Source organism: Noviherbaspirillum aerium (assembly GCF_008929045.1).
GTDB classification, from domain to species: Bacteria; Pseudomonadota; Gammaproteobacteria; order Burkholderiales; family Burkholderiaceae_D; genus Noviherbaspirillum; species Noviherbaspirillum aerium.
On record NZ_VFAH01000010.1, the window covers coordinates 58243 to 70183 of the forward strand.

Here is an 11941-nt window from a genome sequence, read left to right on the forward strand (position 1 = left end):
TACTCAAGCGGCGGCAACGCCCGCGCTAGTCGTGCTTGTTGTGCTTGTTGTGCTCGTTGTCTTAAGCAGGTGATCGACCACGGCGGCAAGATCGGGGTGGATGGTGGTGCCCGGCGGCAGGCCGCCCTTGCTGCGCGTGCTTTCACCCTTGCCGGTCAGGACCAGGTAGGGAACGCAGCCGACCATGAAGCCGGACTGGAGGTCGCGCAGCGAATCGCCTACCGTCGGCACGCCCTTCAGATTGACATTGAAGCGCGCCGCGATGTCCTGCAGCATGCCCGGCTTGGGCTTGCGGCAGTCGCAATTGTCATCGGCCGAATGCGGGCAGAAGAAGATGGCGTCGATATCGGCGCCGGCCTGCTGCGCCGCGATATGCAGCTTCTGATGGATGGCATTGAGCGTGACGATGTTGAACAGGCCGCGCGCAATGCCCGACTGGTTGGTCGCCACCACGACGCGATAACCGGCCTGGTTGAGCCGGGCGATCGCTTCCAGCGAACCGGGAATCGGCACCCATTCCTCCGGCGACTTGATGAACTCGTCGGAATCCTGGTTGATCACGCCGTCGCGGTCGAGGATGATCAGCTTCATGATCAGGCGGCCAGCTTCGAGATGTCCGCGACCCGGTTCATCATGCCGTGCAGGTCCGACAGCAGCGCGATGCGGTTCTTGCGCAGCTGTTCGTCTTCGGCCATCACCATGACGTCATTGAAGAAGGCATCGACATTGTTGCGCAGCTGGGCCAGGGACTTCAGCGTGCCGGCGAAATCGCCCCTGGCGAAGGCGGCATCGACCTGCGGCTTGAGCTGCGACATCGCCGAGTACAGTCCTTCTTCGGCGCTTTCCTTCAACAGGTCGCGGTGCACGCCGGCTGTCGCGCCGTCGGTCTTCTTCAGGATGTTGGCGATGCGCTTGTTGGCGGCGGCCAGCGATTCGGCTTCCGGCAGCGCGGCGAAGGCTTTCACCGCATCGAGGCGCTCGAGGATGTTGTCGAGACGGTCGGGATTCTGCGCAACGACGGCTTCGATCTCGTTCTGCGCATAACCGCGCTCGCGCAGCAGGCCGCGCAGGCGGTCGAGCATGAAGGCGAACACGTCGCCGGTGGCATCCTTGAAATTCGCGTTGCCGGCGAACAGCTGGGCGGCATCGCGCAGCAGGCTGGTCAGGGACAGCGGCAGGCGCTTTTCCACCAGCATGCGCAGCACGCCGAGGGCATGGCGGCGCAGCGCGAACGGGTCCTTGTCGCCGGTCGGCTGCAGGCCGATGCCCCAGATGCCGACCAGGGTTTCCAGCTTGTCGGCGAGGGCGACCACGGTGCCGGTCTGCGTCGAGGGCAGCGCATCGCCGGCAAAGCGCGGCTGGTAATGCTCCGAGGCCGCCAGCGCGACTTCCTCCGGCTCGCCGTCATGGCGCGCATAGTAAGTGCCCATGATGCCTTGCAGTTCGGGAAATTCTCCGACCATGTCGGTCAGCAGGTCGGCCTTGGCCAGCAAGGCGCCGCGTTCGGCGAGCGCCACGTCGGCGCCCAGCGCGGCGGCAATCTTGCCGGCCAGCGCCTTCACGCGTTCCGTGCGCTGGCCCTGGGTGCCGAGCTTGTTGTGGTAGACCACGTTGCCCAGGCCGGGCAGGCGGTCGGCCAGCTTCTTTTTCTTGTCCTGCTCGAAGAAGAACTTCGCATCCGACAGGCGCGGGCGCACCACGCGCTCGTTGCCGCCGATGATGTGCTGCGGGTCGCTGGTCTCCAGATTGGAGACGATCAGGAAGCGCGAGCGCAGCTTGCCGCCGGCATCGGTGAGGGCGAAGTATTTCTGGTTGGTCTGCATCGTCAGGATCAGGCATTCCTGCGGCACGCTCAGGAAGGCATCCTCGAAGCGGCATTCATAGACCACCGGCCATTCGACCAGGGCGGTGACTTCGTCGAGCAGCGATTCCGGCATCAGCACCTGGTCGCCATTGGCCTTGTCCTGCAGCGAGGCGCGGATGCGTTCCTTGCGCGCGGCCACGGACGAGACGATGCGGCCCCTGGCTTCGAGCGTGTCGGCATAGGCGTCGGCATGATCGATCTGCAGTTCGCCGGCGCAGAGAAAACGATGGCCGAGGGTGACGCGGCCGGCCGCAAGGCCGAGCGCGGTCACCGGGACCACATCGGCGCCATGCAGCGCGATCAGCTTGTGCGCCGGGCGGACGAACTGCACGGTTTCGCCGTCGGGACGCTGGTAGCTCATCAGTTTCGGGATCGGCAGCTTGCCCAGCGTTTCCTCGAGCGCGGCCTGCAGGCCGGCCTGCAGATTCGAGCCCGGGGCGGTGTAGGTGTAGAAAAAGCTTTCCGCCTTGCCGTCGGAGGCACGCTCCAGGTCGCTGATCTTGAGATCCGGGAAGCCGAGCGCGGCCAGCTTCTTGGCCAGCGGCGCGGCCGGATTGCCGTCCTTGTCGAGCGCGACCGAGACCGGCAGCACCTTTTCGCGGATGGATTTGTCCGGCGAGGTGGCGCGAACGCCGGTGATCGATACGGCCAGGCGGCGCGGCGTCGCATAGGCGGTGGCCTTGGCGTCGGCGTCGATGAAATCGCGCGCCTTCAGGCCGTTGAGAATGCCGGCGGCGAAAGCGTCGCCCAGTTTTGCCAGCGCCTTCGGCGGCAGTTCTTCGGTGAGCAGTTCGACTAAGAGTGTTTGGTTCATATGTTTGCCGTCGTGCCGGCACGGTGCCGGCCTATCTGTCTATACGGGTATCTTCTTCATGCCACTGCCGCAGGCACATTCATGCGCATCGCGGCCTGCCGCTGCGCAGGAGCTTGCGGCCATGGTGCATGCCTCATGCCTTCAAGCCGCCTGGCGGCTATCTCCGCACATCGGGAAGCCGAGCTTCTCCCGCGATTCGTAGTACGCCTGCGCGACTGCGCGCGACAGGTTGCGGATGCGGCCGATGTAGGCGGCGCGCTCGGTCACCGAAATGGCGCCGCGCGCATCGAGCATGTTGAAGGTATGCGCCGCCTTCAGGATCATTTCATAGGCCGGCAGGGCCAGCGGCACTTCCATCAGGCGCTTGGCTTCGGATTCGTAATTGCCGAACAGCGAGAACAGGAATTCGGTGTTGGAGTGCTCGAAGTTGAAGGTGGACTGCTCGACTTCATTCTGGTGGAAGACGTCGCCGTAGGTCAGGCGCTTGGTGACGCCGTTTTCCTGCCATTCGGTCCAGACCAGGTCGTAGACGTTTTCCACGCCCTGCAGGTACATTGCCAGGCGTTCGATGCCGTAGGTGATTTCGCCGAGCACCGGCTTGCAGTCGAGGCCGCCGACCTGCTGGAAATAGGTGAACTGGGTCACTTCCATGCCGTTGAGCCAGACTTCCCAGCCGAGGCCCCAGGCGCCCAGCGTCGGATTTTCCCAATCGTCCTCGACGAAGCGCACATCGTTCTGTTTCAAGTCCAGGCCGAGCGCCGCGAGCGAGCCGAGATACAGATCAAGGATGTTTTCCGGCGCCGGCTTGAGCACGACCTGGTACTGGTAGTAGTGCTGCATGCGGTTGGGGTTTTCGCCGTAGCGGCCATCCTTTGGGCGGCGCGAGGGCTGCACATAGGCGGCGCGCCAGGGCTCCGGTCCGATTGCGCGCAGGAAGGTGGCGGTATGCGAGGTGCCGGCGCCGACTTCCATGTCGTAGGGCTGGAGCAGGGCGCAGCCTTGCGCATCCCAATATTCCTGTAGCTTGAGAATGACTTGTTGAAATGTGAGCATCGTGTGGTGGCCGGCGGCGAAGACGCGCCGGCATCAAAGAGGGGAAATTGCCAAAACCGTAGATTTTAGCGGGTTTTGGCGGCATGAGGCGCATTCTTGCCGCCCCGGCGGGTGCGCCATGCAGCCACGCCCAGCGCCAGCAGCGCGGCGATGACGGCCGGATAATTGCCAAGCCGGCTATAGGGCGTCAGGCCGGTATAGCCTTGCACCTTCGCATCGAGTTCGCCCTGGGTGAAAGGCTCAAGCCGGGCAATCACTTCGCCGGTGGGCCCGACATGGGCGGTCGCGCCGGTATTGGTGGCGCGCAGCATTGGCCGGCCGGTTTCGATCGCCCGCAGCTGCGAGATTTGCAGATGTTGAGGCAATGCAATGGAGTCGCCGAACCAGGCGATGTTCGACATGTTGAGCAGAATGGTGGCTTGCGGCATGCCGGCAGCCTCGCCGGCCGACAGCTGCGCGGCAATCTCTTCGCCGAACAGATCTTCATAGCAGATGTTGGGCATCACCCATTGCTCCTTTACCGCGAACGGCTTCTGCAAGAGCCTGCCGCGATTGAAGTCGCCGAGCGGGATGTGCATCATGTCGACAAACCAGCGGAAGCCGGGCGGAATGAATTCACCGAAGGGCACCAGGTGGTGCTTGTCATAACGATACGGCTCGGCGGCGGGCGCAGATGCAGATGCCGGTCCCAGTCCCAGCACGCTGTTTGCATACTGGCGCGGGCCGTCGCTGACCGGTATGCCGAGCGCGATATGGCTGTTCGACCGGCGCGCGAAATCCGTCAGCAGGCCGAGGTAGTCCGGCGGCAGCTGCGTCGACAGCAGCGGAATCGCGGTTTCCGGCGTGGCGATCAGGTCCGCCGGACGGCGTGTGATCGAGGTGTGATACAGCGCCAGGCTGGCCTGCAATTGTTCAGGCGCGAATTTCATTTCCTGGGGCACATTGCCCTGCAGCAGTCGCACCGAGATCGGCGCGCCATGGGGCGTCGTCCACTGGACCTGCTTGAGGAGGAAACCGGCGCCGAGCAAGGCCAGCGCCAGTCCGGCCGGCAGCGCCCGCCCGCCTGCGCACAGCAGGGCGATGCAGCCGGCAATCACGGCGGAAATCAGGGCCAGGCCATAGACGCCGACGACAGGCGCATAGCCGGCCAGCGGTCCATTGGTATGCGCATATCCCGCGCTTACCCAGGGGAAACCGGTGAAGATCCAGCCGCGCAGCCATTCCGCCAGCGTCCACACCGCCGGCAGCAGCAGCAGGGCGGTGACCGGCGCGCCGAGCGAGCCGCGCCGTCTCAGCCAGCCGGCCAGGCCGAAGCCAAGTGCCGCATAGGTGCTGAGGGCCACTGCCAGCAGGACCACGGCCAGCGCCGCCATCCAGCCGGGCATGCCGCCGTAGCGGTGCATGCTGATGTACAGCCAGTGCACTCCGGCAATCAGTATGCCGGAACTGTATGCCGATCCGATCCATGCGCTCTGCGCAAAACCCGAGGCGCGCAAGACCAGAACGAATGCCACTGCCAGCGTCAATATCTGCAGCGGCCAGAAGCCGAACGGCGCGAAGGCGAACACGGTCAGCGCGCCGGCGGCGAGGGCGGCCAGAGGGGGAAGCAGGCGGGAAAGGAATGAAGCGGGGCGGTGGTTCACGCGGATTTTTCTTGTTGGTTCATCGGGCCCATGCGCTACCCGGCATGTGCGAAGGTGGGGAGAGCGGGGTGGCCGCGATGATCATGACGGCCGCGGTAGCCGAGGCGGTCATTGAACAGGCACGCACGCCGGCAGCGGCGCTGTCAGGACACCACTTCCACGCGCGCTTCCGGCAGCTTTTCGACCAGGAGCACATGTACCTGGCGCGCATCGGCCCGCAGGACTTCGAAGCGGAGATTGTCGATATCGAAGATGTCGGCCTTGCGCGGCACGCGTCCGAGATGATTGGCGACCAGTCCGCCGATGGTGTCCACATCTTCGTTGGAGAAGTTGACCCCCATCGATTCATTGAACTGTTCGATCTCGGTGAGCGCCTTGACGCGCCAGCGCAGGCCGAGTGAGCCGTTGCTGACCGGAATGATATTGTCTTCCTCTTCATCGATATCGTATTCATCCTCGATGTCGCCGACGATCTGTTCCAGCACATCCTCGATCGTGATCAGGCCGGCGACGCCGCCGTATTCATCCACCACAATGGCCATGTGGTTGCGGTTGGCCCGGAAGTCGCGCAGCAGCACGTTGAGCTGTTTCGATTCCGGAATGAAGACGGCCGGACGCAGCATGTCACGCACATCGAAGGATTCCTCGGCGTAATAACGCAGCAGATCCTTCGCGAGCAGAATGCCCACCACCCTGTCGCGGTCGCCGTCGACCGCGGGAAAACGCGAGTGCGCGGTATCGAGCACCAGCGGCATCCATTCTTCGATAGGCTTGGTCAGGTCGACCACATCCATTTGCGGGCGCGGCACCATGATGTCGCGCGCGGACAGGTCCGATACCTGGAACACGCCTTCGATCATCGACAGGGCGTCGGCGTCGATCAGGTTGCGTTCATGGGCATCTTGCAGGATTTCAAGCAGTTCCGACCGGCTTTCAGGCTCCGGCGAAATGAGCGCGCTCAGTCGTTCGAACAGGGAGCGCTGAGGTTTGGTGTCAAGGTATTTGGCACCACTAGGGTGATCTTGCATATGGCTGGGAGCCGTAGTTGGAAGGCTTATAGGATACAACAAATGGGGCGGGGAATAATCAAAAATGCCCGCTCCGGAGTTGTCTTAAATCTAAGTCGCATACGGATTCGCCTCGCCCAGGCTTGCCAGGATTTCAATTTCCAGGCCTTCCATTTCAGCGGCTTCCTCATCCGTTTCGTGGTCGTAACCCTGGGCGTGCAGCACTCCGTGCACAACCAGGTGCGCAGCATGTGCCTGCACCGTTTTCTTCTGTTCATCGGCTTCGCGCTGCAGTACATCGGTGCAAAGGATGATGTCGGCCTGCGTCACTTCGCTGTCCTCGTCTTCCGTATAGGCAAAGGTCAGCACGTTGGTGGCGTAATCCTTGCCGCGGTATTCGCGGTTGAGCGTCCGGCCTTCCTCGGCATCGACAAAGCGGATGGTCAATTCGGCGGGCGCGAACAGCGCCGCCTGCACCCAGCGCCGGAGGTCGGCGCGGGTGACGGTTTCTTTCAGGCGGGCATCGGGATACTGGACGGACAGGCTGAGTTTATTTTTTTGCGACATTTCTTATGGTTGCGCTCTTGGGCATGGCCGCGTCATAGGCGTCGACGATGCGGGCCACCAGCGGATGGCGCACCACGTCGGCGCTGGTGAACTGCGTGAAGGCAATGCCGCGCACGTTTCTGAGAATGTGGGCGGCATCCACCAGTCCGCTCTTTTGGGTGCGCTGCAAGTCGATCTGGGTGACGTCGCCGGTGACCACGGCCTTGCTGCCGAAGCCAATACGCGTGAGAAACATCTTCATCTGTTCCGGCGTCGTGTTCTGCGCCTCGTCGAGAATGATGAAGGCATGATTCAAGGTGCGGCCGCGCATGTAGGCCAGCGGCGCAATCTCGATCACTTGCTTCTCGAACATTTTCTGCGTGCGGTCGAAGCCGAGCAGGTCGTAGAGGGCGTCGTACAGCGGGCGAAGGTAAGGATCAACCTTCTGCGTCAGGTCGCCCGGCAGAAAACCGAGGCGTTCGCCGGCTTCGACGGCGGGGCGCGTCAGCACGATGCGCTTGATGGCATCGCGCTCCAGCGCGTCCACCGCACAGGCCACCGCAAGGTAGGTCTTGCCCGTGCCGGCCGGACCGATGCCGAAGGTGACGTCGTGTTCCAGGATCGCTTTCAGATACTGGTTCTGGTGCGGGGTGCGGCCGCGCAGGTCGCTGCGCTTGGTCTTCAGGACCGGAACGGCTTGGGATTCGGCATCCTCGTCCGCGGCCTTGCCGTCAGCGGCCGCCGGCGCCTTTTTGGTCTCGGCTTCCTGTTCGACGGCGCGCTGTTCCACCAGTGCAAGCTGCACGTCTTCCACGGAAATCGGATTGTCCGCGAGCTGATAGAAGTTGTCGAGGATCTCTACGGCGCGCGGCGAGTTGCTGCCGCTGATGACGAATTTTTCGCCGCGACGGAAAATGGTGACGTCGAGCGCGGCCGATATCTGCCGCAGATTCTCGTCCATCGGACCGCAGAGATGCGCGAGCCGCTTGTTGTCCAGCGGCTCCGGAATGAATTGTTGAGTGAGGGCAGGAATTTTGGGCTTCAAAGTGAGTTGTTCGTCCCGCTGAGATTCATTGTTGGATAAGTAGTTCGCCGCGCAGAGAATAAGGATAGGCCTGCATGATCTTCACATCGACCAGCTGCCCGATCAGCCTTGCGGAATTGGGGCCGGCGGCGAAGTTGACCACGCGGTTGTTTTCGGTGCGGCCCTGCAATTCCTGCGGGTCCTTTTTCGAGGGACCTTCCACCAGGATGCGCTGCACGCTGCCCACCATCTGTTCGCTGATGCGCCGCACATTGGCTTCGACGGTTGCCTGCAGATGCTGCAGGCGCTTGAGCTTCACCTCGTACGGCGTGTCGTCCGGCAAGTTTGCCGCGGGCGTGCCGGGTCGGGGGCTGAAGACGAAGCTGAAGCTGGTGTCATAGCCGATATCGTTGATCAGCTTCATCAGTGCATCAAAATCCGCTTCGGTCTCGCCTGGGAAGCCGACGATGAAGTCGCTCGAGACGGAAATGTTCGGCCGCACTTCGCGCAGGCGGCGGATCACGGACTTGTATTCCAGCACGGTATAACCGCGTTTCATTGCCATCAGAATACGGTCGGAGCCGTGCTGCGCCGGCAGGTAAAGATGGTCGACCAGCTTCGGCACCTTCGCATAGGTATCGATCAGGCGCTGCGTGAATTCCTTGGGATGGCTGGTGACGAAACGGATGCGCTCGATGCCGGGAATTTCCGCGACATATTCGATCAGCAGCGCAAAGTCGGCGATTTCGCCATCGGCCATGGCGCCGCGGAAGGCATTGACATTCTGCCCGAGCAGCGTGATTTCCTTGACGCCCTGGTCCGCCAGGCCGGCCACCTCCGCCAGCACATCTTCAAACCGGCGCGACACCTCTTCGCCGCGGGTGTACGGCACCACGCAATAGCTGCAGTATTTGCTGCAGCCTTCCATGATCGACACGAAGGCGGTCGCGCCTTCCACCCGCGCCGGCGGCAGATGGTCGAACTTTTCAATCTCGGGGAAGCTGATGTCCACCTGCGAGCGTCCGCTGCTGCGGCGCTGGCTGATCAATTCCGGCAGCCGGTGCAGGGTCTGCGGGCCGAACACCACGTCGACATAGGGTGCGCGCTTGACGATCGCCTCGCCCTCCTGGGAAGCGACACAGCCGCCGACGCCGATCACCAGGTCGGGCTTGGTCTTCTTCAGTTCGCGCAGGCGGCCCAGGTCTGAAAACACCTTTTCCTGCGCCTTCTCGCGCACCGAGCAGGTATTGAGCAGGATGACGTCGGCGTCTTCCGGCGTCTCGGTCTTGACGAGGCCGTCGGCGGCATTGAGCACGTCTGCCATCTTGTCCGAGTCGTACTCGTTCATCTGGCAGCCGAAGGTCTTGATGAATACTTTTTTCGGCATGACTTAAGGGGCCTTGCTGTTCGTTTGTTTCGTAATCGGCTCGCTTGCTTCGGCCGCGGTGAGGATCCAGACACGGTCGATATGGCCGTTGGCGTCCTCGGTGTAATTGACCGCCAGGCCGCTGCCCCGCAGCGACGCCGGCATCTGCACCAGGTTGTCCTCATTCCAGATGCGCGCGCCGGGAGCGAGTTGGCGCGTCCTGCCTTCGATCACGATCTCCGGAAAGGCGCCGGGCGTCATCTTGCCGCGCTTTGCCTGAGCGGGGAAAGGCCGCTCGAAGGCGTGAGCCGCCGGAAGCATGGCGACGGACAGCAGCGACAACAGCAAGAGGAGAAGGGGGCGAAGCCACATCTCGGACCCCGTTTCATCAAAAAAGCGCGTGCGGACACGGAAGAAAGGAAATAGCCCTGGCTTGCTTTGCCGCCGGAGCGTATGCCAGGCCAGCGGCTACCGTATTGGCGCGATGGCTTGCCGTATATGGGCGCAAACAAGCGTGCGCATTATACCACCGGGTCAAATCGGCCTGATGGCGCAAGCCTTTTGAACATGCGGCAGCGACGACACTGCAATTTTCAAAAAGTTTCAAAACAGTCAATTAAATTATTGACAATTGTCAATCCGACCATCATCATTCGGCCCATTCAGTTGTTTTTGTTTCAACTTGTAACGTGGATGGAAGGTTTCTTGAAGAGATTCCCGACCTTGGCAATGGTTTGCCTCTCTGGCTGGCTGACAGCGTTTCCGGTGCATGCCGCCGCCACGCCTTCCCTGCCTTCCCTATCGTCCGCGGGCGGCGAGCACCGGCTGGCAGACAGCTACGGCGGCGTCGTGGTCAACCAGACCGTCACCGTCGCCGGCCAGGAATTCTTCCAGCATTTCGTGGCGCTCTGGCGTGAACGCGAACTGAGCGAGCGTTTCGCGATTGCCGTCGTCGAGCGTCCTTCGGCGCGTTGGGGCGGCCAGATCTGGGTGGAGTTCGCCCAGCGCCGGGTGTTCCAGTCGCCACTGTCGAGCGCGCGCTCCGGACTCCGGAGCCTGAGCGAACGGGCGGTCGACCTCGTCTACCAGACGGTCATCGACACGGAGACGGACCGCCTGCTGTTTCGGGATGCCGATCTCGGCGCCGACGAGTTTTGATGAACATGGGATGGACAGAATGAGAATCAGGGTCAGATCACGGCAAGGTTTTTCGGCGGCGCTGGCGAGGGGGCGCAGTGCATTGTGCGCACTGGGTGCCGTGGGCGCCCTGGGTGCGGCATGCCACGCGACGGAGCTTGTCTACACGCCGGTCAATCCCTCGTTCGGCGGCAGTGCATTGAATGGCTCCGTGCTGCTCAATGCCGCGCAGGCCCAGAACAGGACCACCGATCCCGATGCGCCGAAACCGACCACCGGCAGCAGCCAGACTTCGCTCCAGCAGTTCAACGACATCCTTGAGCGCTCGGTGCTCAGCCGTCTCGCGTCGGCCGCGACATCCGGAATCATGGGGGCGAACGGCCAGCTGGTCCCCGGCACGGTCAGCACCGGCAATTTTTCCATCCAGATTTCGGACCTCGGCGGCGGCCTGCTGCAAGTCACCACCACCGACAAGGTGACAGGCGCCAGCACGTCCTTCCAGGTAGGTCAACCATGATGCGCTCACGTATTTCAGGCATTGCACGCATTCGAGCCGGCCTGGTTTTTCGGTCCTTGCTTGCCGGCCTGTCATTGCTCGCGCTTGCCGGATGCGCATCCACCCGGCTTCCCTCGGATGTCGCGGCCAATGCCAGGCTGACGCCAGCCACCGGCGCCACGCGCGACCTGCTGCGCCTGCCCGAGCCGAAAGGCAAGGTGGTGGCCGCCGTGTACGGTTTCCGCGACCAGACCGGCCAGTACAAGCCTGCGCCCGACAGCTCCTTTTCGACGGCGGTGACGCAAGGCGCGGCCACGATGCTGGTCAAGGCACTGAAGGATTCCGGATGGTTTACCCCGGTCGAGCGGGAAAACCTGCAGAACCTGCTGACCGAGCGCAAGATCGTGCGCGCGCTGGAGACCCCGCAGGACAAGGGAAACCAGGCGATCAACCTGCCGGCACTCGTGCCGGCGACCGTCATCATCGAAGGCGGCGTCGTCGCCTATGAAACCAATGTCCGTACCGGCGGCGCCGGTGCCCGCTACCTCGGCATCGGCGCCAAGACCCAGTACCGGGTCGACCAGGTGACCATCAGCCTGCGCAGCGTCGATATCCGCAGCGGCCAGATACTCAACAGCGTCTCCACCACCAAGACCATCTATTCCTACGAATTGTCGACGGGCGTATTCCGCTTCGTCAATTTCAAGGAACTGCTGGAGCTTGAAGGCGGCTATACCCGCAATGAACCCTCGCAGCTATGCGTCAGGGAAGCCATCGAGGCCGCCGTCGCCCATCTCATCGTGCAGGGACTGCAGGACAAGATCTGGGCCCTGAAACGCGAAAGCGACTGGGATTCGCCGGTGCTGCGCGCCTATCTCCAGGAAGGCGCCGACTACCTCGGCAGTCCGGAGGCCAAGGCCGCCATGCCGGTGGCCGATCAGGCGCATGCGGCCACGCACTGACTCCGCCGAGCCTGCCTGCCGTTTTCTTC

At 62.9% G+C, this 11941-nt stretch carries 12 protein-coding genes; 3 read left to right on the top strand and 9 right to left on the bottom strand.

Features of this window, described 5'->3' with window-relative positions:
- Positions 1-3: 3 nt before the first annotated feature.
- The 9 genes from gmhB to FH061_RS15780 all read right to left on the bottom strand — a co-directional run bounded on the left by gmhB (position 4) and on the right by FH061_RS15780 (position 9689).
- The gene (gene gmhB, locus FH061_RS15740) at positions 4-591 is read right to left on the bottom strand and encodes a D-glycero-beta-D-manno-heptose 1,7-bisphosphate 7-phosphatase (RefSeq protein WP_151636791.1); all 588 of its coding nucleotides are present in this window, start codon (positions 589-591) and stop codon (positions 4-6) included.
- A gap of 2 nt (positions 592-593) precedes the next feature.
- Positions 594-2678, bottom strand: a complete 2085-nt coding sequence (glyS, locus tag FH061_RS15745; RefSeq protein WP_151636792.1) for a glycine--tRNA ligase subunit beta — start codon at positions 2676-2678, stop codon at positions 594-596.
- A gap of 141 nt (positions 2679-2819) precedes the next feature.
- Positions 2820-3731, bottom strand: coding sequence for a glycine--tRNA ligase subunit alpha (glyQ, locus tag FH061_RS15750; RefSeq protein WP_151636793.1), 912 nt, complete (start codon positions 3729-3731; stop codon positions 2820-2822).
- A gap of 65 nt (positions 3732-3796) precedes the next feature.
- Positions 3797-5374, bottom strand: a complete 1578-nt coding sequence (lnt, locus tag FH061_RS15755; RefSeq protein WP_192805087.1) for an apolipoprotein N-acyltransferase — start codon at positions 5372-5374, stop codon at positions 3797-3799.
- A gap of 143 nt (positions 5375-5517) precedes the next feature.
- Positions 5518-6402 carry an HlyC/CorC family transporter gene (locus tag FH061_RS15760; protein ID WP_151636795.1) on the bottom strand — a complete coding sequence of 295 codons (885 nt, stop codon included), beginning with the start codon at positions 6400-6402 and terminating at the stop codon, positions 5518-5520.
- Positions 6403-6492: 90 nt separating this feature from the next.
- Positions 6493-6948, bottom strand: a complete 456-nt coding sequence (ybeY, locus tag FH061_RS15765) for an rRNA maturation RNase YbeY (protein WP_151636796.1) — start codon at positions 6946-6948, stop codon at positions 6493-6495.
- On the bottom strand, positions 6932-7972 hold the full coding sequence (locus tag FH061_RS15770) for a PhoH family protein (protein WP_225984693.1): 1041 nt from the start codon (positions 7970-7972) through the stop codon (positions 6932-6934). The genes ybeY and FH061_RS15770 overlap by 17 nt, the downstream gene beginning before the upstream one ends.
- 25 nt (positions 7973-7997) lie before the next feature.
- On the bottom strand, positions 7998-9338 hold the full coding sequence (gene miaB, locus FH061_RS15775; RefSeq protein WP_151636797.1) for a tRNA (N6-isopentenyl adenosine(37)-C2)-methylthiotransferase MiaB: 1341 nt from the start codon (positions 9336-9338) through the stop codon (positions 7998-8000).
- A gap of 3 nt (positions 9339-9341) precedes the next feature.
- Positions 9342-9689, bottom strand: coding sequence for a hypothetical protein (locus FH061_RS15780; protein ID WP_151636798.1), 348 nt, complete (start codon positions 9687-9689; stop codon positions 9342-9344).
- Between the two features lie 333 nt (positions 9690-10022).
- On the opposite strand from FH061_RS15780, the gene FH061_RS30485 reads away from it, so the two are divergent.
- The 3 genes from FH061_RS30485 to FH061_RS15795 are packed head-to-tail and all read left to right on the top strand — an operon-like array spanning position 10023 to position 11912.
- The gene (locus FH061_RS30485) at positions 10023-10475 is read left to right on the top strand and encodes a CsgE family curli-type amyloid fiber assembly protein (protein WP_192805088.1); all 453 of its coding nucleotides are present in this window, start codon (positions 10023-10025) and stop codon (positions 10473-10475) included.
- A 10-nt stretch (positions 10476-10485) separates the two neighbouring features.
- The gene (locus FH061_RS15790) at positions 10486-10971 is read left to right on the top strand and encodes a curli assembly protein CsgF (protein ID WP_225984694.1); all 486 of its coding nucleotides are present in this window, start codon (positions 10486-10488) and stop codon (positions 10969-10971) included.
- Complete coding sequence (locus FH061_RS15795) at positions 10968-11912, top strand: CsgG/HfaB family protein (RefSeq protein WP_151636800.1); 945 nt, start codon at positions 10968-10970, stop codon at positions 11910-11912. The genes FH061_RS15790 and FH061_RS15795 overlap by 4 nt, the downstream gene beginning before the upstream one ends.
- Positions 11913-11941: the final 29 nt, after the last annotated feature.

Excerpts from the sequence above, each read along its gene's own strand:
- gmhB (WP_151636791.1), bottom strand. The coding sequence starts at position 591 with ATGAAGCTGATCATCCTCGACCGCGACGGCGTGATCAACCAGGATTCC.
- glyS (WP_151636792.1), bottom strand. The coding sequence starts at position 2,678 with ATGAACCAAACACTCTTAGTCGAACTGCTCACCGAAGAACTGCCGCCG.
- glyQ (WP_151636793.1), bottom strand. The coding sequence starts at position 3,731 with ATGCTCACATTTCAACAAGTCATTCTCAAGCTACAGGAATATTGGGAT.
- FH061_RS15760 (WP_151636795.1), bottom strand. The coding sequence starts at position 6,402 with ATGCAAGATCACCCTAGTGGTGCCAAATACCTTGACACCAAACCTCAG.
- ybeY (WP_151636796.1), bottom strand. The coding sequence starts at position 6,948 with ATGTCGCAAAAAAATAAACTCAGCCTGTCCGTCCAGTATCCCGATGCC.
- miaB (WP_151636797.1), bottom strand. The coding sequence starts at position 9,338 with ATGCCGAAAAAAGTATTCATCAAGACCTTCGGCTGCCAGATGAACGAG.
- FH061_RS15780 (WP_151636798.1), bottom strand. The coding sequence starts at position 9,689 with ATGTGGCTTCGCCCCCTTCTCCTCTTGCTGTTGTCGCTGCTGTCCGTC.
- FH061_RS15790 (WP_225984694.1), top strand. The coding sequence starts at position 10,486 with ATGGACAGAATGAGAATCAGGGTCAGATCACGGCAAGGTTTTTCGGCG.
- FH061_RS15795 (WP_151636800.1), top strand. The coding sequence starts at position 10,968 with ATGATGCGCTCACGTATTTCAGGCATTGCACGCATTCGAGCCGGCCTG.